We start from the raw sequence: 19,592 nt of genomic DNA on the forward strand, positions 1-19,592 counted from the left end.
AGGGCATGCCAAAAAAGAAAGAGGCGCATGAGTAGCGCCTCTTCTTTAACAAATCATATCGACGGATATTACATAGTAATTAAACTCCGCAGTAACCTCGAACCCAACCGACTGATATAGGGATAATGCATTTCTATTTTGAGTGACCACGCTAAGACGAATCTGAGTATTCTTCTGATCTCGCAAGATTTTAACTACCTCTGAAAGAATTTCACGACCGTATCCTCTGCCTTGACACGAAGGAAGCACACAAAAATCATGTATAACCGCAGTATTTGTATCTAAATCATTGACTCTGATCATCCCAACCGGAATCATGTTGTCCACAGCAATGTAAGTAATCCGTGCCGGTTCTCTTGTACGAGTCAAATAATTCCTAGTCCAGGACTCTGAATCACCAAAGGCTTGTGATGAACATTTAACCATGAACTCTAAATCCAGATCTTCTTCCAATCGCACAACTAAACCGGAGTGGCTTGATCCAGCGATTTGTGCCCGATTAAAAACCATGAGGAATTCAGACGGTGCAGCACTTGCCCCTAAATGCCGGATATAATCCATCCCTGATTCAGAATTAGAAGGTATCCTAAAACGGCAAGTTTGTATGCCTTGTATTTGCATATCTGCTGCGGCACAAGAATGCCTCATCTCCGTCTATCTCCTTAAGGCTTTCTACACCCACCCTCAAACTTGACCTATCGGACGTCTTGCAAAGGTGTTCTAATATTCGGATTTGGTCAATGTAATGCTTTGAAAAGTCTTTCATTGTACTAATGTTATATTCTTGCATCTAGTACCCTCATTAAGAAGGAAATACGCAGTTTATGGACGAGTAGGCGTTATCCTTCTAAATTCTGTCCACTTAATGATAGTTACCAATGGAACCGTCTCCTAAAAGTCAATATCTTCACTCTAAACCAGGGTAATCATAAAACAAACCTTATAACTAAAAAAATGACGGCAATTATAGCCACAACGATCAACAGATTGGTTACCTCGCTCCAAAATCCAGGAACGCCTTCAGTATGATATTTTTGCGCATTTACATCATGGTTTGCTTTATGGCCTCCAGGGTCCGTCATATTGGGATTAGGTCCTGAATTAAAAAAGTCAGACATAAAAACAACTCCTTTCCATGATTATAAACCATATTATACCAGTCCATTACCATTTAAACGACAAATTAATGCCACATTCAGTATATCGTTTGTCGGAGGGCTTTAGGGAGATTTTTGACAACCCTATCGTAAGAGTGATCAATCATTAAATAGATATCCGACTCTGGTAAGGAGCCATCCAAAACAATCGTATTCCAGTGTTTTTTGTTCATGTGGTATCCTGGCCGAACGCTCTCATGCTGCTCTCGCAAGTTCCCTGCAATCACCGGATCACATTTTAGATTTATGTAAGCATAATTCCCCTTATTCTCAAAAATAAGCGCGAACATTTTACCGGCAATCTTAATCACCAATGGATCGAATCCGAAAGGATAGTCCTTTGTTGCTCCGTTCTTTTTTAAACAGTATTCAATAATATTATGGGTCAAAATCAGTCCCTCGCCTTCTCAGCCTAACCAATTTGGGAATAAAAATAAGATAAGTGTTCCTTTGATAAGGCTTTATCGATTAGTTCTTTATCATAGCCATTTTTTTGTAATGCAGCGATAATCGCTTGTGTCCTATCTGATCTTTTTCGTCTTAAATTAGATTCCAACTGTATTTCTAACGGAACCGTAGGAATAGTATACGGTCCGATATCTACGTTTTTGAAATGGCTCCAAATGAATTGTCCACCTTCCCATATCCCATCACCATCCATAGAATCAGGAATTCCAGCTGAATTGGAAATATGAACAACCTCCACCTTAAATCCATCGATTACCCAACTCCCTTTTGTCCAAGAAAATCCCGAAGAAAAGGTTTGAGTGAATGTAGGTTCTTCTAAAGAAGATAACCAGTTATCCCCATGAGGAAATTCACATTTATCCAAAAGGGAAAATTCTTTAAGAAGTTCTGCAAATTGGTCAATCCCTTCCTTATTCCTTGTATAAATATCAACGTCTCCTGGGGTCATTTCACAGCCCTGAAGAACCGAACCGACCGAGCCAACCAAGATCCATTCTAAATTCGAATTCATTTTGGATGAAAAATAAAGTTCACATACCTTTGACAAAGCTTTTTTCCAGCTAAACATAACTTCACCCCAAATTAACTAGTAAGTTCAAGTGCACGAAACCTGAATAACCTCAAATACGTTAAAGTATTATACAAATCCACAGGAGGTTTTTAAAATGAGATACAGTGCTGCAGGCGCACCAATAATCTGTCCTTGCTGTCAAAACGATACTTTTGATCTGGATTATAAACTGCTTAACACAAGCGGCGCATCATTTTTAGGCTTTGACTGGGCGAACAAAAACGCTGCCATCCTTATTTGTAAGCGATGCACCCATATTTCATGGTTTATGAAAGAACCAACATCTGATTAGTGTTTGGTAGAAATAAAGTATTAGACTGGATCCATTAAAAGAAGCAGCGGCGGACCAAGACTTGATAAATAAAGTCTTAGACTGCCGCTGTTGTCGTTCCATTAACGTTCCACGTGAGCGTAATCACCTTAAGTGAAAAGTCATCTTACCGTCTGGTAAACGAGACCTATGGCTCCAGAATCAAAGGTCTTGTTTTCAATTAGCTTAAGATTTCTCTTCTCCTTGAGACCTTGGAATAATGGCAATCCCTTACCGATCAGGACGGGAGAAACCGTAATTTTATACTCATCAATTAAATCAAGCTGCATAAGGTGGTGTGCGAATCTAGGACTGCCGAGGATGACCATATCCTTGCCGGGCTGCTGTTTGAGGTTATTGATCTCTTCCTCGACAGCTTCCTTCACAAGTCTGGAATTATTCCATTCGACTTTCTCCAGCGTCGTGGAAAAAACGATTTTGGCTGTCTTTTCGATCCACTCGGCATGATTCCGCTCATACTGCGAAGCTGATGGGTTCGAAGGGACTGATGGCCAGTAACTGTGCATCATCTGATAAGTCCCGCGTCCCCAAATGACAGTGTCGGCAGTACTCAGAATTTCTTTCGCATGGTTCTCCAAATCAGCATCGTAGGAAACCCAGCCAATGTCCATCTCACCATTCGGCCCTTCTACAAAACCGTCAAGCGATGCGTGAAGAAATAGAACGAGTTTTCTCATTTTCAGTTCTCCTTTATTCATGAGGGGTATCTACATTAGACATTAACTACATCTTAGCAGATTTCTACTTGGGTTGTTTCTTATGGATTGCTAATCTCAAACGCTTATTTCTTCACTTTGGTATTTTTATCCACATTAACATATTAGCAAACGTACGTTCGTTTGTAAATGCACCTTTTTCTAATTTTCAATTCATCTTTCATTTCTTTAGAGCCGGCATTTTCCTGTGTTTCGTTTGTTGTTCGAATGCAAATGCAATCCGAATGAGTGTCGGTTCACTAAATGCCGTTCCTGCAAATGTGATCCCAAAGGCTCTTCCATTCTCTTGAAAGCCTGCGGGCACTGCTATAGTTGGATAACCTGCTCTAGCACTTAAATCAGCTCCGACATAAGCAGGAAACAGGATTGCATCCAATCCATACTTTTCTAAAGCATGATCGATCCCCATATTTTGCGAATAATATAAGTCAGAGATAGACTCTACTATATATTCCGAATGATTCAACGGTTTATCTAGCTGTGATCGATAGTTCAGCATATCTTGTCCATATTTCAAAGCCTTTTCCGAATTCCGCTCGTTCCATTCCATCAATTCATTTAGGTTATGGACAGGAAGTTGAGCCGGAAGGTTATATAAGTAATTTTCAACGGAATGCTTAAATTCAAGATTCATTTTGTTATATTTCCACTCTCTATGGAACGATGGAATATCTATATCTTCTATTATGTTGGCTCCAGAACCTTTTAATTTAGCCACAGCATCATTAAATAAATGTTCATCATATTCACCCATGTCACAATAATTCTTAGGTAGAGCATTTCTAAAAACGCCTATGGTCGCTTTATTTAATCCGTCTTTATCCAAAAATGCTGTGTAGTCCATAGTAGAATATTCATTTTTCCAAGTAGCAGGATCACTTTCATCTTTTCCCGTAAGCGCATTTAATAAGATCGCAACATCTGTCACATTCCTTGCCATAGGTCCAGCTGTATCCTGAGAATATGACCATGGAATTATGCCTGATCTACTTATTAGACCTACAGTTGGCTTTAAACCAACAATTGCGTTTTGCACAGCTGGACTTAAAATAGAGCCAGACGTCTCTGTCCCCACGGCTACTGTTGAAAAGTTGGCTGCAACGGAAGCGGCAGAACCCGTACTGGAACCTCCCGGAAAATGATCACCGTATGGATTTTTGGTTTGTCCTCCTATTGAGCTATACCCAGCCCACATGGATGATGACATCCCATTTGCCCATTCCGTCATATTTGTTTTTGCAAGTATAATGGCCCCAGCATCCCTTAGTTTTTGGACAAGAAAAGCATCGTTCGAGCTAACATGGTTTTCCAAAGCTAATGCGCCCGCAGTTGTATGCATTTTATCATTCGTTTCAATATTTCCTTTCAATAATACAGGCACACCATGTAGAAGACTTCGTGCTCCGCTTAATTTCCTTTCCTGATCTAATGCCTCGGCAATATAAATCGCATCTGGATTCATTTCCATAATAGAGTTTATCATGGGACCACTCTGGTCAAACGTTGCTATCCGATACATGTAATACATAACAAGTTCCCTAGAACTAACATCCCCTCTATCCATTGCATCCTGCAGTTCGAGTATCGTTATTTCTTCACTCTTTATTTTTGCTAATTCGAAGATATGTTCCATGATAACTCCTGCTTTCCATTTGGGTCATTTATGTAATAGTGTCATGTTCATATATTTTGGTGGGCCGTCCCCACTCGAAGTTATCCAGACCTATCTCCTTAAATCCATATTTCTCATAATAAAGAATATGATCCGTCGCCAAGTAGACTTTTGCATAACCTAGTTGCCCAGCTATTTTTCTGGCATGCTCCAACAAAACGGCTCCCAGTGCTTTGCCCCTCTCACTTTCGTCAATAAACAATGGCGCAATCCAAGGTGATAAATCTTTTCGAGTTATAAATTCCTGCTCAATTAATTGATAAAACCCGATGATTACATCATTTTCAACAGCAAAAATGTAAAAGGGAACTCCTCATCTTTTGAGATTAAACTTTCTTGTATATTGGGGAGCACAGCTTGTTGTACTTTTGGCCACCGTTTTTTGACATACTCAATAAGCTCATTTTGACGAAGAGGACATTCTTGTAAGGATTTAATATCTAGCATCTAACCATCCCTTCTTGTAAAAAGAAATTCCTATACCCATGCCTGCTCTCACAATAGTCATCCACCAGCTCTCAAAATGCAGAGCAGCAAGCCCCGAGTGGGGCTTGCTGTAGGTTGTAAATACTAAAGTAGTTTATAACGCTGGTTCACTTCATTACTTGGAAACCGGTGTATAGATCAGGCAGCGCAGAGTCTTCTCCGGATAGCGCAGCTCTACCGTGTAGGAGCTACCGTCTTTCAGTTTGACCAAGACCGCTACTACTCCGCTTTTGTCATATGCACTGTCTTTAATGATAGAGGAGCTGGTTATCGCACGGGTCTCGCCCTGCTTGTCCACCACAATGGATTTAGCGGCTTGAAGCCAGCTGGAATCCTGGCTAATCTGTTTATTCATAGCTGCTGTAATCGGCGTTCTCTTATAGGACAGGTCCACTATCGTGGTATCAAGTACGGTCCCGCTCTTTGCATCCACGAACGTATTATACATGAAATAAGACTTATCCTGAGCCCGCAGTGTCTCTGCACGGTAAGGTAGAAAATTAACGAACCATTGCCCTTTCGAATCAGGAAAAGGTTTATAATATGAGGTCTGAGCCTGCAACTTTGAGAGATCGACACCGAATAGACGGCTTACGCTCTCTTCTGCTCTGCGTAGGGCTTCATCCTGACTGATGTCCTTCTTATCTGGCTGTGCCACGACAAGATTGAGGCTTACCACATAATTAAAGCGATAATTCCAGTCGATCAATTGCAGCATTTCTTCATCAGTCAGTTCGCGCTTAGGAATTACATAGGTAAATTTGCTTTGATCCAGATAAAATTCGGAACTCCCTGATTTCAAAGGTAGCTTCTGCTTGGGCCGTAAGCCATCGTACTTGTATTGATCATCCAATAACATCCGCCGCTTATTCTCCTGGTCCGTAAATTGCCGCGTAAGCTGTTCATCCTTGCCAGTGAGCCTGGCCTTCTCTGCATACTCATTAATCTGCTTAATTTCTTCAGCAGTGACTGTGCGCTCAAAATACGACTTGATCGTCGAGACCGGTGTTTTGGTTGCAACCTTAAGTACCGGGATCTGGCTGCTCGCCAGTTGAACAGCTGGCTTCTGGTTGAGTTCTTGCGTGTAGGAAACGTCCGCTTGAGACACATTCTGGTTCACTGTAGTATAAGCGACGATTTTGGGCACTGCCAAAGCAGTGAGGGCTAGCAGACCACCGGAAATCGCGATCACCCCGAGGGCTGATTTCACATTTTTACTCTTCATTTCTCATAACCTCCATAGTGTAAGTGGGCTTGACTTACATGTACTTTAAGATACGAATGTTATAAAGTACGAAGCCCCTTGTTATGAAGTTGTAAAATCATTTACAGACTCGTTTTAAATATTGGAGCCAAGCAACAGATCAAGGATTGGGAAGCATACACTGCCCATGTTGACATAGTCACAATTACTCATAACAGAAATAGCGATTTTTTTATCAGGAAGCAGGAACAGATTGCTTAAGAATCCAGTATCCCAACCGGAATGTGAGAGAATACGAGAACCCTTATATTCTCCAAGAAACCAGCCCAATCCTATATGTGCATTTTCCGGATCATAGCCCGTTTGTGCATGAGGTTTCCACATTTCATTATAGCTACCTGGCTGGAGGACTTCATTGCCGTTCCCGGCTGTTCCACCGTTTAGATGCATCAGCAGATATTGGCACATATCTTCGGCATGGGTATATAAAGTGGAGCTAGGTGCATGAGCCCTGTTATATGGAAAAACACTACTAACGCAGCCACCACATTCATGGGTAGCTCCAAGCACATGAGGTGCAGCAATATAAGCTTCAACCTCCTGTTTAAGAAAAGAACTGGACTGCATTCCTGTCGGTTTCAGAATATTTTTTTCCATATACTGCTCGAAGCTCATATCGCTGACTTTTGCTATCATATCTCCCAAGATCTCATATCCTATATTACTATAGGCAAATTTCTCTCCCGGTTGGCTTAACAGCTTGTGGTGACCTATCCCTTTTACATATCGTTCAAGACTTTGCTCGTCGTATTCAGGGCGGTCCCACGCGTAATCTTCCTCATCAGGCATACCGGAGGTATGATTCATAAGCTGTCTTATTGTTATATTTTGATACCGCTCATCCTCTAACTTAAAATATGACAGATATTTAGTGATGGGAGCATCCAATTCTACCTTACCACGCTCAACTAATTGCATAATGGCGGTTGCTACGAAGGTTTTGGAGACAGAGGCTTGGTGAAACAAAGTGCCACGAACAACAGGATCACCCGTCGATAAATTTGCCGTCCCATATTCACCAGTAAACAGAACTTGGTTGTCCTTTACGATTCCGGCCGCTAATCCCGGAAACTTTTCATTTTCCACAGACTTGATTAGCATTTCATGCAAAATATCCTCTATCTTCTGATTCGTGTACATTTTGACCTCCCCAATGACAATAACGCACCATTTCCAATAAATTCACCCATACAAATAATAACATCTTATCGATCCTTTATCTGGTAATAAATAATTATAATCAAATAAACAGGTGCTTACTTGAAAAGGCAGCAATTCATTCCCCGAGCTTCCGAGCCAGCCTCCAATTAGAGGACCCACAACGCGTGGTCTTTCTACCTTGCTAATAATATCCATGAATCGTCTTCGCCTGCCCTTCAACAACCATAGATTTTACGGCTGAAACAGACGGCTGCCGCAGCTTGATAACCTCTAAAGCCTCAGTAACGATAGCATCCGCGGCTGATTTCCGGGAAAAGTTCTTCATATCCTGCACCTTTTCATCCCTGTACCCCAGATGCTCCAATCTCTGAAGATGCTCTACTAACTGCTCCTCGTTTCGGGCAATCTCTATTAAATTGTGCTCAGACAACCATTCTGCATTACCTGCCTCCTGACCGGGGAGCGGACGATAGACAATTACAGGAAGTGCTAGAGCCATCGCCTCAGTCAAGGTAATCCCCCCTGCTTTGGTCAACAGACAGGAGGATATGCACATTAGCTCCTGCATTTCTTCTGTATAACCCCGTATGTGAACCCGAGGATTCTCTTGAAAAAGCTCTTCCGTAGCCTTCTGGAGCTTATGATTATTCCCGCACAATACCATTACATCAAAGTTTGATTGCTGCAGCGCCCTTATTATTAAATGGTTAATATCACTCAACACACCGTAAGCCCCTGCCGCAAGTAATAGATAATGCCGATTTCCATCTAGTCCGTGCTTACGTAAAAGGGCTTCACGTTCCTGAGTCTGTTCAAAAGCTTCACGAATCGGAATCCCGCTAACCACAAGCTTTTCTTCAGCAATACCTAATGACATCAGTTCTTCTTTCATGCTTTCCGTAGCGATAAAATACTTTGTGGTTTGTGGATGAAGCCATCTGCCATGAACCACATAATCCGTCATGACAGTGAAAAGGGGGATCCGTCTCCCCTTTGTTGATGCAAGCTCTGCAGCGGCCAAATAAGGAAAGGTATGAATGATAATATCCGGTCCGATCTCGTCGATGATCCTTTGCACTTTCCGCTTGCCCATAGAATGAATCCATCTGCCCATGAACTGGTCTGGGTTCATCTTGCTCGTCAACTTGTACACTAATCCATAAAATTCTTGAGTATAACCTGTGCTGTTCAGGTAGAATCTGCGGGACAGCTCATTCAGAGTAGGGTAGACTGCAGCGAAAAGATCCAAGGTGACAATCCGGCTGATCCCTCTACGTCTAAAAGAATGATCAATCGCTTCTGCTACTTTGAGATGCCCGTCTCCAAATGCCGAAGTTACAATAAGCACTTTAGGATCTGTGTTCATGAGAAAGCTCCTTTTTCGCTTGGCCTTCTCTAACTCTAACTCTGAATCGTAAACAGATAGTGATGAGATCCTCAACAGAATATTAACTTCAACATTTTCATAGCGCGAAGCAAACGAAGAAATCCGCAGAAAAAAACACAGTGCATCAACCTCCAGTAACGATAGGATTAATGTTCTGTGTTTAGTTAAAGGCCAACTGAACCTTCTGGTGGGTTATGAGGAGCTACTTATGAAAAGACCATAATTGCTTTTGCGAAAATTTGTGAATGGAGTTTTTGTTTTTCATCCATGTATTTCCTTTCACTATTAAAATATAAACAGCTATGGCAAAATAAATTGCGCTCCAAATCCAGTCTGAGAGGGTTATTAAATGATGCTCATATAAGTAGTTGATGTACCAGATCCCCACCGGCAAATGTACAAAAATTGCGGAGACTAATCCTGGATTATACATGCTTTTTGCTCTTATATTAATGACGACTCCATGGAAAATGATTTGGAAAAAGCCCATTAAAACAGGTGCCATCCCCAGCCATACTACTGACGGGAAGAATACAGGGAGCAAGTAGAACACATAGGCGATGACCACATTAATAATCATTGCCGACTGTTTATTTAATGGATAGTTGTCAGGGGATTCACTTTTAAAAAGGGCTATATTGAATATGCCTGGAAAGTACCCTGGCCAGCGGTATTCCTCAAATTGATGAAGAAGGATCGCCACAAAGCTTAACCATAATATGCTGTTTATCCGCGGTATTGTTTCCCAATTCATTAGAAGATACATGCATATAACAATGCCAATGAATAGTCCTATATCCTGCCAATATTTTCTTAAAAAATTCATTTAATCACCTCAATCTGAGTTTATTAATGAAAGTATCTTGCAAAGAGCAGGTCAATCTGTTCCTCTATAGGTGCAATCTTCACGGAAGCTCCTGTTTCTAGAATAGGACTCATAAGTGCCGGTAGAAAAAGCGCTCCAAAAATCTGCATCGTCATGGTCATCAGGTGTTCTGGTTGCTGTTCATCGGTTAACTCTCTTAAAGTATTTTGTATCTTAGGAAACCCTAATAGATTCAAAAATGATCCATATTCATGCTGGGAGGAGAAAACGGTCTTGCCCATCAGGATGATTCTGGAGAGCAATTCGGGATATTGAAGGATCACTTGCAAATAATCCAGTAAAAATTGCCTCAATCTATCTCGTGAGGATATAGAGAAATCGTCAAGTATGGCAAAGGTATGCTGAAAGCTGTTCAATATCAATTTGATGGACTCGCTAAACAAGTTTTCTTTGGACCCAAAGTAATAGTTAACTAGAGCGACATTCGTGCTTGAGGCTTCTGCAATTTTTTTTATAGTGATCCTTTCAAAGCCTTCTTGTTTGGTCAACTCCAGTGTGGCACGCATAATCTTCTCTTTTGTTTCCAACTTTTTGTCTGTCTCCATACGCAACCTCCAAGTATATTTCCTTTAATTTAAATGACATTTAAAATAACGTTTAAATTTAGTATAGCAATCTTTTTCCTTTTTGCAACTTTTATTTATCCGGAATCAAACCAAGTTTAAATGAAAAAGCAGCCGGTTGTTTGAGCGGCTGCTTACATGTTTTTATTAAATTAATGTTTCCTGTTAGCTTAATTGATTACCTTTGAAAAGTGAGTCTGTATTTGATATATATCCATAAATAAAAAATGTATTATTTTCTTCTCTATACGGAATTCTTAATTCATGTAAAATCGAAAGAAATTCTTTACTTATGTCAATTAATTCAGGAGGAAGCAGATTCCCCTTGTGCTTCTGATACCTTGGTCTAACCCGTATCCATTCTACAGAAAAAAAAGGTGAAAGTCCTTCTATCCAATCCCCTAAATACCAGACGTCGTTTTCGAAGTTCTCTGGATAAAGTATATCGTCTAAGACATACTTAGCTTGATATGGAGGGGTAAAAGGTAGTTTATTTAGTACATCACTTTGTAAGTTTCCCCACTTAGTGTCATTCATAACTGAACATAGTTGTTTCTGTTTAATAACTTCATGTACCCTTTTTTTAAAATCCTGTTCATAACCCACAATCAAAAATCCTCCTGAATAAACAACATAAATCCCACGCTGACCTGCCTGTGTGTCATTATTGAGTTAACGTTTCCCGGTAAATTAATTTAAAATTAGTCAAGTTTAATAATCTTATCAAAGCAGTATGAATCTTTGTCATAGCCATTATGCACATAGAAAGCATGGGCGTCGGTTCGCTTAAATCCGCTACATAAAATAATACTTGATATTCCCATTTCTTTAGCATAATTCTCAGTGTGTCTTAGTAGTTCTGTACCTATCCCACTATGCTGTAATTCCTTTTTAACGGCAAGCCCTTGAATATGTAGATAACCATTCGAAGACCCTACGGATAACGCCTGAACTATAGTGACAAAACCAACCACTTCATTTTCAAATAATGCAACGAATGTTTTATAATTCCCAGCCTTATTCATGTTTTCCATAGTAACTCGAAAATTTTCAATATTAACATTGCGAACACCAAGTACATCATTCCATAAAAAAACAACTTCAGCATAATCATTTGCTACAACTTCTCGTATCTTAATTTCCATCCCCTCCTTTATAGAAATATTCAAGCAAAGGATTCGACAGTGGATGAAGCAATCCTGCCCGTTACTTCAACAAATAAAAAAGGAGCATTGCCATGGCAATGCTCCTCAGCTATCGTTTCCCGTAAGCTTTATAGATTGCCTCTTTTTCAGCCTGCAATCCCTAGAATCCAATCTCTCATTAGTTTGTTGATTTATAATATTCTGATAAAATGCCCTCTAAAACTTGCTTATAATCGTTTTTATTATAAGAAGAGTTATCAACTTTTATCTTGGTAATGTTTAATCTGGTAAAAATCTCTTCTTCTAGTTCCCTTCTTGCTTTAAGAACCTGCAGTGTTCCATCTAACCCTTTATAATTTTGTGTTTTTCCATACCCCTGGTTCGTGTAATATTCAATAAATCCCTCTGACCATTCCTGAGGTCTTTCCTTTACAGCCTTTCTGAAAGAATGATCAAGATCATTCTGCTGTACGTATATCAACAATGGATTCAGCCGCTCTACAATTGTTGCCAGTTCAATAACATAACTTATAACGTCTTCCTTCTTCGCACCATGTTTAATCATGCCTATAGTTACAGGGTTTTGTATAAAACAACAATCAAAAACAAAGGTGTCTGCGCCATACAAAACACGATCCGCAAACTTCGTCCATCGTTCTGTTATCAGTTTCCTATTTTGATCTAGCGGCAATTCATAAATATCATGTTTAAAAACTGCGCGATGCAATTCATCTGGAAAACTTGACCAGACTTCACTTTTTATTTTCCGATATTCTAGGAAGTAATCGTTATCTTGTTGAATCATTAGATTACTCAACAAATCTTTAAACTTTTTATGGGTATTCAATAATTCATCCCATTCAGTTTTCTTAAAGAAAGCGACTCCATCATAATCAGCAGGATGTTCCAAATTACCTTCTAAAAATAGCTGGGATGTAATGTTCACTTCCGTAAGAATTTCATGAACGAGCTGAGCAGTTGTTGTTTTACCAGATCCTGGCATTCCCTCAATCAAGACTAATTTCGATCGCATAATAAAGTTCCTCCACTCGCTAGTAGAAGGATAAACAGGTAGGAATCAATAGAGATGCGTTTTCCCACGAATAAAAGCGAATACCATCAGGTATCCGCAGGATGGTATATGATACACCTTTCCCTGCATACCCTGTAAGATTAAAGAAAAGCACACCTAATAAAATAGTGTAATCACTATTTCAGGCATTCTTTCAAATTGTTAATCTTTACAGAGTATTCCACATGATAAGGTTTATGCTCCTTTGTTAGCATCTCTATTGTTTAGATTAACAGTAAGCATAGGTAAATACAATCAGGGACTTTCTAAACAATCCTGCCCGTTAGTTTAACGGAACTTCGATATTATTGTTATTATCTGATTTAGGATGAAGACGATTTTCTATCACAAAAAAATGATTGAAAATACCTATTACTCGTATTTTGTTATCTGCCTCTCCAAAAATTTTTGTTTCTGCTGTCATAAAAATAATCTGATGTGTGAGACTTGATGATTTCAAGTCATTAATAGTATGAAAGCAATTTGAGCTTTCGGAACTGTCACATTTAAGACCGTGAACCTTATGGAGGTAATTATCATAATATTGACTACTTGGTTTTGTATAAGCCATCACAAATAATAATATGGAAACGATTAGAAAAGCATATTTCTTCTTGATAAAGGCACCTCATCTCTTATGGATAATCGTACTATATATACCGCATTTAACTGCCGAATAGTGCTTTTGAATACACTTATATCCACGTTTGAAACGATTTATTGACCATCTTAACATTGTTCATTTTTGCCCAACTCTCTAAATCCGAGATACCTTTATCTTCATCCTTTGAATACCTAAATGCCATATCTAATGGGACGATCTTCCTCCTGTAAGGTAATATCCCAATAACAGGTTTAAAGTACCCCCTGGTCATTATCACTTTAATATCCTTTGGATTAATCATATTTCCATTTAATATAATTTGCTCATTGGATAGGCATAACTCCGTTGGTTTCTTAAAAAATGTTCTGTACAATGTGAGTAACAATAAAACTAAACACAAAAGAACCACAGTTAACGAAGTGTAGAATCCCCCCCTCTGATTCCATAATCTCAATCCAAGAATAGATTGACTCGATATAAGAGCAATCATGCCTATAATAGTTCCAATTCTGGATGGATTCTTAACTGGATATTTTATTTCCGTCAACATGGCTCCCCCCTGTTCAAATCCCATACCTTAGAATACCACATATTGGAAGTATTCTGCCCGTTAGTTGAACATAGGCAGCCGATCCATTGACCGACTGCCTGTGTGTCGTTATTGTGTTATCGTTTCACGTTAGCGTAAAGTTCAGGTAATGAATCGACATGTGATTCGACTTCAAAAATAAATTCTTTGAGGTTATCGCAGTCAAACCAAAAATCAGCGAAAAGGTTCTCTTTGTCGTTTCCCAATCCATTTCTTATTTAATAACCATAGTAGTTTTAGTCCTACTGCTCATTTTTTTAAATAGTAAGAGGGCAAGAAGTAAAGCTATGCATACAGCGGCAAAACCCAGCCAATTCAAATATAGGACAGATGTACGACTGATGACTAACCCTCCTAATCCAGATCCCAGTGCAAAGCCAAATTGGATGAACGAAGTATTTACACTAAGAGCAATGTCCGGATTTCGAGGCGCCAGAGTAACCAGATATAGTTGCTGGGCCGGGGAAATACTCCACGTTGCTAACATAAAAATCATTAAAACCAAGATTAAAACCAACAGATTGACTCCGGCTAGAGCAAATAAAAGCAGAGTCGCTCCTTGTAACAGAAGCCCGAGACAAATGGTAAATTTCGATCCCTTTGCATCTGCCAGTTGTCCGCCCAGCCTTGATCCGACAAAGCTGCAAATGCCCGCCAGGAACAGAACACCGCTAATTTCGGTCATGGAAAGAGAGGACGTGGCTTGCAAGAAAGGCGTAATATAAGTAAACAGTGTAGAATAGCCGCCGACATAAAATAACGTAATAACCAAGGCCATCAGAATGGTTGGATTTTTTAAAATAGAGAGCTGCATTCTGAGGGTAACCTTCTCCTCTTCTTTGATTGCCGGTACCTTTTTATAGATGATAAGTAATGGAAAAATACTTAATAATCCGATTAAAACAAATAGCACTCTCCATCCAAACAGCTCACTAAAAAATGTTCCCACAGGAACACCAAGCACTAGTGAACTGCTAAGCCCCATCAAAATGATACCGATGGCATTGCCCCTTTTTTCTTTTTCAACGAGTCGGGTCGCTATTGCCATGGCTACAACGGTAGCGATTCCTCCGCTAGCCCCTTGGATAATACGTATCCATAGTACTGTTTCATAAGCAAGATCTACAAACATAAGTCCGTTGCTGGCAATAAACACACCTAGGGTGGTCATTAGTAGTTTCTTGCGGTCTGCATTGATCGTTAATGCAATCAAAACCGGAGCGACAATGGCTGCAGAGAGGGCAAACACAGTCACCAATAATCCAACTTCAGAAGTAGATACTCCCAAGTCCACAGCGATCATCTCAATAACTCCTGTAATAATATATTCAATGGTTCCAATCAGAAAAACAGCCAGTGCCAGAATATAAATGATCCGTTTATTTTTCAATTTCCCCCACTCCACTTCTTCTGTTATCTATTTATAATGGGAATTTGTATTTCTATGAATTGTGCATCTCGTTCTGGAGATAACGGTAAATATAACTCCCTGCCCGGTTCGTTCTCCTTGATCTGATAGTTGTTTTTCTCAATCCATTTAGCTAAATGAACACAGGCCGCACAATCAAAACTAGTATTTGAATGAAAAGCCATTGTGGCCATCATCGGTTCAGGAGGAAGAGTCCGTAGCTGAAACGGTTCTGGAAATGATCGCAGCTCACAGGTTAAAAAATACCCGACTTCAAACTCAAACTCATCCTCTTTTCCTTCGACTTCTTTCCACAAAACAACCTGAGGGCCTTGAATGAATTGACGATTTTCCGTCGTTATAAACTGATCAAATTGACGAAGCAAATCCGGAATGTCCTCTTCTTTCCCGCATGCTTTCTGATAAAGAAACAATTGAGCACCCTCTGCTTTGACTCTGATTTCTTGACCCGTTTCGAATTGCCCCTCTTTTTCTATAAGCTGCATACGTTCCTCAATCCTGACGAGTTTAGCTTGTTCCGTATCGATGATATGCTGGATTTCGCTTCTTTTCAGCTTAAACATGCCTTGAATATTTTCTAATGAAATATTTTCCTGAAGCAGCTGTTTAATTTGAGGCAATGTAAAACCCAATTCCTTATAGATTAAAATTCGGTTGAGCTCAAGGAGCTGATCTGCGGAATAGTAACGGTAGCACGTATCCTGATCCACTTTTTTCGGCCTTAGTATGCCAATCTGGTCGTAATAACGCAGTGTTTTTAAGGATACCTTGCTTAGCCTAGAAAATGCACTGATTTTGAACAAAATATCATCTCCAATCTATAACATAAAGTGAGTATACAGTTTCCCGTGCAGGGGAAAGTCAAGGATGCTTTTATTTATTTGAGAAATTACTCTTAGATGAACAAAAGCAGCTGATCGTGTTGATCGGCTGCCTTCTTATTTATATTAAGCTTCTTTCCAAGGTTTAGTTGGTGCGTTATAAGCCAATAAACGTTTTCACCTTTGCCCATCCTTCAATTATCGCACGGAGTAGCTAGGTTGGGCTATAGGTAGCTAATTCCGCGCACGGTGTAGATAGCTTGAGCTATAGGTAGCTAATTCCGCGCACGGTGTAGATAGGTTGAGCTATAGGTAGCTAATTCCGCGCACGATGTAGATAGCTTGAGCTATAGACGGCTAGTTTAAACACTGGGTAGCACGTTTAGGAGCAAATTTGGCAGGCGGCGTTCTTTTCACCAACTGTTCGGACTCAATTGCTCTTATTTCCACAATTCAGCTCGTTTTGCCACACTATCGGACTCAGTTGCAGCTATCCCCTCAAATGTACTTCTTTTCTACGCAAATCAAGGGCAATAAGAGTTATACAGTCCGAAACCTTCGCAATATGTACCCATATGCTGGAATAGCTGCAATACGGTCCGATACGATCAAGATCGCGCAAAAGGCAGCTAGTTTCGAGACATAGGCGGCTAGTTTGAGCAACAGGTAACAAATTCTGCGCACGGAGTAGCTAGGTTGGGCTATAGGTAGCTAATTCCGCGCACGGAGTAGATAGCTTGAGCTGTAGACGGCTAGTTTAAGCACTAGGTAGCACGTTTAGGAGCAAATTTGGCAGGCGGCGTTCTTTTCACCCAACTGTTCGGACTCAGTTGCTCTTATTTCCATAATTCAGCTCGTTTTGCCATACTATCGGACTCAGTTGCAGCTATTCGCTCAAATGTACTTCTTTTCTACGTAAATCAAGGGCAATAAGAGTTATACAGTCCGAAACCTTCGCAATATGTAACCATATGCTGAAATAGCTGCAATACGGTCCGATACGATCAAGATCGAGCAAAAGGCAGCCGATCACGCAGCTGGCTGATCGTGATTTGAGCCAACGTTTCCCGTTAGTGGAACAAACTACTCCCAGTAAGGAGTCCCACTAAAAAGAAATTCTTCTTTATTTACATATAACCTAAATTCCCGATTTGCTAATTTACTAATATGACTGGGTAACCACTCATTAGATTCAGGCAACCCAAGCCAAAAATTCATTGTTTCGAGTTGGGCCGCTACAAAGAAGCCTTCTAACTGTTGAACATAGTTATGAGGCAGGTCGAATTGTTTGGCGTATGATTCTAGCAACTGGCTTCTGAACGCTGGGTGGATATAAGAAAGTGTCCAACCTAAATCGAATAAATAATATCCGAACCCGCAAGCTCCAAAATCAATGGCTCTAGCTTCTTGTTTATGAAACACAAAGTTACTTGGAATCAAGTCTGCGTGAATTATCCCCCAGTCGCCAGGTGTTCTTTCTATATCGTTCATCATTAAAATTGCACGCTCACCGGCCAATTGCAGAATTCCCACATCATTTTTATTGATCTCACCACCGTCGGCAAGCTGTTTGAGCTTTTCTAATGATTGTGAAATTCTAGTAATATCAAAGGATGGTCTAGTAAATGATTGCGGAACCTTCCAAATAGATGATTGTTTATGAAGCTTTCCGATCAATTCGCCTACGTACTCGGCATCATTGACTGTTGGAACAAATTGTTTTTGCTCACCCTCTACCCATTTTACCAATGTACAGTTCATGTCAGCTATCTTAGTAACATATTCACCAATGTTATTTTTTATAGGTGACGGTAACACCAGATCAGTATCATTTATTAATGATTCCAGCCAAATCATTTCTGAATGAATGACTCTTTCCTCAGACCAAATACTTTCCATCGAATCATTTTTTGATAGATGTATCCGCAAACTATAGCAGTTGCTTTCCTTATCTGTCACTTTATAGATGGTGTTTGCATTTTGGCCAATATGAGCTATTGATTGATAAGTAATCGAATAACAAGTTAATGCTTCTATTGCAACATCATGAGTATTTAACATGTTCTCCTCACTCCCCCTGAAACAACCGAATAAGGACATCGTACCATGACTTTTTCTAATAGTTCGGGAGAGAACTCTTATATTTATATTTTATCCACCACTTAGTTTATTAAGGTAACTTGCCCGTTAGTTGAATAAAGGCAGCCGATCACATTTACTGACGGGCTGCCTTTATCGTGTTTATGGAACTAGCGTTTCCCGTTAGCTTAACGCCATTGCCTATGCATCACCAATCTCCGATATACGTGTCTACTTTACTTTATTTAATAAGTTTGTCACCATTCTACTCAATGTCCCTTGATCGACGAAAGGAGCAAGGCTTGCCAGCAGATCTGGGCTAAGATGTTCAGCTTCGACTCCACTAATTAACTTCTCGAGATTTTCCCTGTCCAGAAAAGGTGCGAGGCTTATGATCCGGTTCGCATCAATAGTGCCATCTGCAACCCGGTCTACCAAGCGGCTTAACGTTTCTCTGCTAATAAAGGGTGCCAGCCCTTGAACGAAATGCCAGCTCAAGCTACCCTCTTCTGCTTGTTGAACCAACCGATCTACATGTTCTCTTTCAAGAAACGGGGCAATTCCAACAAGATTGTGCACTTCTAAGGAACCGTCAATCGATTTATCTACCAGTCGGCTTAATGTGTCGCTGCTGACGAACGGAGCGAGTCCAGTAATGGCATTCCACACAATTTCGCCCTCTTCTGCCTGACGAACCAGTTCATCCAATGTATCTGTTCCAAGGAACGGAGCCAGCCGCATGATCACGTCTAACTTAAGGACGCTGCTGTCTAATCGTTCTGTAACCTTATGCAGAGCGCTTGCTTTTACAAACGGTGCTACTTCTACAAGCTCTTCCACCTTCATCTCACCGGTATTGACCATCTCTGCAACTTGGTCCGGCCTGTTCTCTGCGATCTCCTCAACGATCGTTCCTAGGTGCTGGTGCTCCCGATTTTCTGAGTTGTCTCCTGCATTTAAAATGTCGTCTACCGTTTTGCCGAATAACCTCGCAAACTGCGGAAGCGTTCCGATATCCGGTAGTGAGTCGCCCCGTTCCCATTTCGATACCGCTTGATGACTTACATTCAGTTGGTCGGCAAGTTCCAATTGGGTCAAATCCTGGTCTTTGCGAAGCTTCGAAATATAAGCTCCAATTTTACGCAAGTCGAGCATTGTATACCTCCAATAAAACAAAATGTACAGTGCGCA

The 19,592-nt window shown here is 40.3% G+C and carries 22 protein-coding genes; 1 reads left to right on the plus strand and 21 read right to left on the minus strand.

The annotated features are described in order from the left end of the window. Positions 1-45: 45 nt before the first annotated feature. The 4 genes from NSQ55_RS21995 to NSQ55_RS22010 all read right to left on the minus strand — a co-directional run bounded on the left by NSQ55_RS21995 (position 46) and on the right by NSQ55_RS22010 (position 2,193). On the minus strand, positions 46-648 hold the full coding sequence (locus NSQ55_RS21995) for a GNAT family N-acetyltransferase (RefSeq protein WP_339169108.1): 603 nt from the start codon (positions 646-648) through the stop codon (positions 46-48). A 278-nt stretch (positions 649-926) separates the two neighbouring features. After that, positions 927-1,118 (minus strand): hypothetical protein, encoded by a 192-nt coding sequence (locus NSQ55_RS22000; RefSeq protein ID WP_076130223.1) that lies wholly within the window; start codon positions 1,116-1,118, stop codon positions 927-929. Between the two features lie 77 nt (positions 1,119-1,195). Next, on the minus strand, positions 1,196-1,546 hold the full coding sequence (locus NSQ55_RS22005; RefSeq protein ID WP_076279204.1) for an MmcQ/YjbR family DNA-binding protein: 351 nt from the start codon (positions 1,544-1,546) through the stop codon (positions 1,196-1,198). A 23-nt stretch (positions 1,547-1,569) separates the two neighbouring features. Further along, positions 1,570-2,193, minus strand: a complete 624-nt coding sequence (locus tag NSQ55_RS22010) for a hypothetical protein (protein ID WP_339169110.1) — start codon at positions 2,191-2,193, stop codon at positions 1,570-1,572. A 97-nt stretch (positions 2,194-2,290) separates the two neighbouring features. Between NSQ55_RS22010 and NSQ55_RS22015 the strand changes: the two genes are divergently transcribed. Next, positions 2,291-2,488, plus strand: coding sequence for a hypothetical protein (locus NSQ55_RS22015; protein WP_076130220.1), 198 nt, complete (start codon positions 2,291-2,293; stop codon positions 2,486-2,488). 140 nt (positions 2,489-2,628) lie between these two features. Here NSQ55_RS22015 and NSQ55_RS22020 read toward each other — a convergent pair whose 3' ends face one another. The 17 genes from NSQ55_RS22020 to NSQ55_RS22100 all read right to left on the minus strand — a co-directional run bounded on the left by NSQ55_RS22020 (position 2,629) and on the right by NSQ55_RS22100 (position 19,556). Beyond that, positions 2,629-3,204 carry a dihydrofolate reductase family protein gene (locus NSQ55_RS22020; RefSeq protein WP_076184220.1) on the minus strand — a complete coding sequence of 192 codons (576 nt, stop codon included), beginning with the start codon at positions 3,202-3,204 and terminating at the stop codon, positions 2,629-2,631. Positions 3,205-3,403: 199 nt separating this feature from the next. After that, positions 3,404-4,876: an amidase family protein gene (locus NSQ55_RS22025; protein ID WP_076184221.1), complete on the minus strand. Its 1,473-nt coding sequence runs from the start codon at positions 4,874-4,876 to the stop codon at positions 3,404-3,406. Positions 4,877-4,904: 28 nt separating this feature from the next. Then, entirely contained in the window at positions 4,905-5,213 is a 309-nt protein-coding gene (locus NSQ55_RS22030) for a GNAT family N-acetyltransferase (protein WP_339174576.1), read from the minus strand. Then, a complete protein-coding gene (locus NSQ55_RS22035; protein WP_339169113.1) occupies positions 5,189-5,362 on the minus strand; it encodes a hypothetical protein in 174 nt (57 codons plus the stop codon). Before NSQ55_RS22035 ends, NSQ55_RS22030 begins: the two co-directional genes overlap by 25 nt. Before the next feature lie 154 nt (positions 5,363-5,516). After that, complete coding sequence (locus tag NSQ55_RS22040; RefSeq protein WP_339169115.1) at positions 5,517-6,626, minus strand: hypothetical protein; 1,110 nt, start codon at positions 6,624-6,626, stop codon at positions 5,517-5,519. A gap of 114 nt (positions 6,627-6,740) precedes the next feature. Beyond that, complete coding sequence (locus NSQ55_RS22045) at positions 6,741-7,805, minus strand: serine hydrolase domain-containing protein (protein ID WP_339169117.1); 1,065 nt, start codon at positions 7,803-7,805, stop codon at positions 6,741-6,743. Between the two features lie 202 nt (positions 7,806-8,007). Next, complete coding sequence (locus NSQ55_RS22050; RefSeq protein ID WP_339169119.1) at positions 8,008-9,192, minus strand: glycosyltransferase; 1,185 nt, start codon at positions 9,190-9,192, stop codon at positions 8,008-8,010. A 223-nt stretch (positions 9,193-9,415) separates the two neighbouring features. Next, on the minus strand, positions 9,416-10,039 hold the full coding sequence (locus NSQ55_RS22055; RefSeq protein WP_076194975.1) for an HXXEE domain-containing protein: 624 nt from the start codon (positions 10,037-10,039) through the stop codon (positions 9,416-9,418). A gap of 23 nt (positions 10,040-10,062) precedes the next feature. After that, positions 10,063-10,644 (minus strand): TetR/AcrR family transcriptional regulator, encoded by a 582-nt coding sequence (locus NSQ55_RS22060; protein WP_076184227.1) that lies wholly within the window; start codon positions 10,642-10,644, stop codon positions 10,063-10,065. A gap of 183 nt (positions 10,645-10,827) precedes the next feature. Continuing rightward, positions 10,828-11,268: a DUF6678 family protein gene (locus tag NSQ55_RS22065; RefSeq protein ID WP_081386470.1), complete on the minus strand. Its 441-nt coding sequence runs from the start codon at positions 11,266-11,268 to the stop codon at positions 10,828-10,830. Between the two features lie 95 nt (positions 11,269-11,363). Next, positions 11,364-11,807 carry a GNAT family N-acetyltransferase gene (locus tag NSQ55_RS22070; protein ID WP_076279211.1) on the minus strand — a complete coding sequence of 148 codons (444 nt, stop codon included), beginning with the start codon at positions 11,805-11,807 and terminating at the stop codon, positions 11,364-11,366. 178 nt (positions 11,808-11,985) lie between these two features. Continuing rightward, the gene (locus NSQ55_RS22075) at positions 11,986-12,840 is read right to left on the minus strand and encodes a hypothetical protein (RefSeq protein ID WP_339169122.1); all 855 of its coding nucleotides are present in this window, start codon (positions 12,838-12,840) and stop codon (positions 11,986-11,988) included. A gap of 734 nt (positions 12,841-13,574) precedes the next feature. Then, entirely contained in the window at positions 13,575-14,033 is a 459-nt protein-coding gene (locus NSQ55_RS22080) for a hypothetical protein (protein WP_339169124.1), read from the minus strand. Positions 14,034-14,286: 253 nt separating this feature from the next. Continuing rightward, positions 14,287-15,462, minus strand: a complete 1,176-nt coding sequence (locus NSQ55_RS22085) for an MFS transporter (RefSeq protein WP_076184230.1) — start codon at positions 15,460-15,462, stop codon at positions 14,287-14,289. A 23-nt stretch (positions 15,463-15,485) separates the two neighbouring features. Continuing rightward, positions 15,486-16,304, minus strand: coding sequence for a helix-turn-helix domain-containing protein (locus tag NSQ55_RS22090; RefSeq protein WP_076194965.1), 819 nt, complete (start codon positions 16,302-16,304; stop codon positions 15,486-15,488). Positions 16,305-17,405: 1,101 nt separating this feature from the next. After that, entirely contained in the window at positions 17,406-18,383 is a 978-nt protein-coding gene (locus tag NSQ55_RS22095; RefSeq protein WP_339169126.1) for a phosphotransferase, read from the minus strand. Between the two features lie 249 nt (positions 18,384-18,632). Further along, entirely contained in the window at positions 18,633-19,556 is a 924-nt protein-coding gene (locus NSQ55_RS22100; protein WP_076218443.1) for a helix-turn-helix transcriptional regulator, read from the minus strand. Positions 19,557-19,592 lie beyond the last annotated feature (36 nt).

Origin of the sequence: Paenibacillus sp. FSL H7-0943, assembly GCF_037963265.1 — a bacterium.
Classification (GTDB): domain Bacteria; phylum Bacillota; class Bacilli; order Paenibacillales; family Paenibacillaceae; genus Paenibacillus_AQ; species Paenibacillus_AQ odorifer.

Coding starts and splice junctions, on each gene's coding strand:
- NSQ55_RS22060 (WP_076184227.1), bottom strand. CDS start 10,644: ATGGAGACAGACAAAAAGTTGGAAACAAAAGAGAAGATTATGCGTGCC.
- NSQ55_RS22055 (WP_076194975.1), bottom strand. CDS start 10,039: ATGAATTTTTTAAGAAAATATTGGCAGGATATAGGACTATTCATTGGC.
- NSQ55_RS22045 (WP_339169117.1), bottom strand. CDS start 7,805: ATGTACACGAATCAGAAGATAGAGGATATTTTGCATGAAATGCTAATC.
- NSQ55_RS22100 (WP_076218443.1), bottom strand. CDS start 19,556: ATGCTCGACTTGCGTAAAATTGGAGCTTATATTTCGAAGCTTCGCAAA.
- NSQ55_RS22010 (WP_339169110.1), bottom strand. CDS start 2,193: ATGTTTAGCTGGAAAAAAGCTTTGTCAAAGGTATGTGAACTTTATTTT.
- NSQ55_RS22070 (WP_076279211.1), bottom strand. CDS start 11,807: ATGGAAATTAAGATACGAGAAGTTGTAGCAAATGATTATGCTGAAGTT.
- NSQ55_RS22075 (WP_339169122.1), bottom strand. CDS start 12,840: ATGCGATCGAAATTAGTCTTGATTGAGGGAATGCCAGGATCTGGTAAA.
- NSQ55_RS22040 (WP_339169115.1), bottom strand. CDS start 6,626: ATGAAGAGTAAAAATGTGAAATCAGCCCTCGGGGTGATCGCGATTTCC.
- NSQ55_RS22035 (WP_339169113.1), bottom strand. CDS start 5,362: ATGCTAGATATTAAATCCTTACAAGAATGTCCTCTTCGTCAAAATGAG.
- NSQ55_RS22080 (WP_339169124.1), bottom strand. CDS start 14,033: ATGTTGACGGAAATAAAATATCCAGTTAAGAATCCATCCAGAATTGGA.
- NSQ55_RS22050 (WP_339169119.1), bottom strand. CDS start 9,192: ATGAACACAGATCCTAAAGTGCTTATTGTAACTTCGGCATTTGGAGAC.
- NSQ55_RS22020 (WP_076184220.1), bottom strand. CDS start 3,204: ATGAGAAAACTCGTTCTATTTCTTCACGCATCGCTTGACGGTTTTGTA.
- NSQ55_RS22000 (WP_076130223.1), bottom strand. CDS start 1,118: ATGTCTGACTTTTTTAATTCAGGACCTAATCCCAATATGACGGACCCT.
- NSQ55_RS22095 (WP_339169126.1), bottom strand. CDS start 18,383: ATGTTAAATACTCATGATGTTGCAATAGAAGCATTAACTTGTTATTCG.
- NSQ55_RS22015 (WP_076130220.1), top strand. CDS start 2,291: ATGAGATACAGTGCTGCAGGCGCACCAATAATCTGTCCTTGCTGTCAA.
- NSQ55_RS22025 (WP_076184221.1), bottom strand. CDS start 4,876: ATGGAACATATCTTCGAATTAGCAAAAATAAAGAGTGAAGAAATAACG.
- NSQ55_RS21995 (WP_339169108.1), bottom strand. CDS start 648: ATGAGGCATTCTTGTGCCGCAGCAGATATGCAAATACAAGGCATACAA.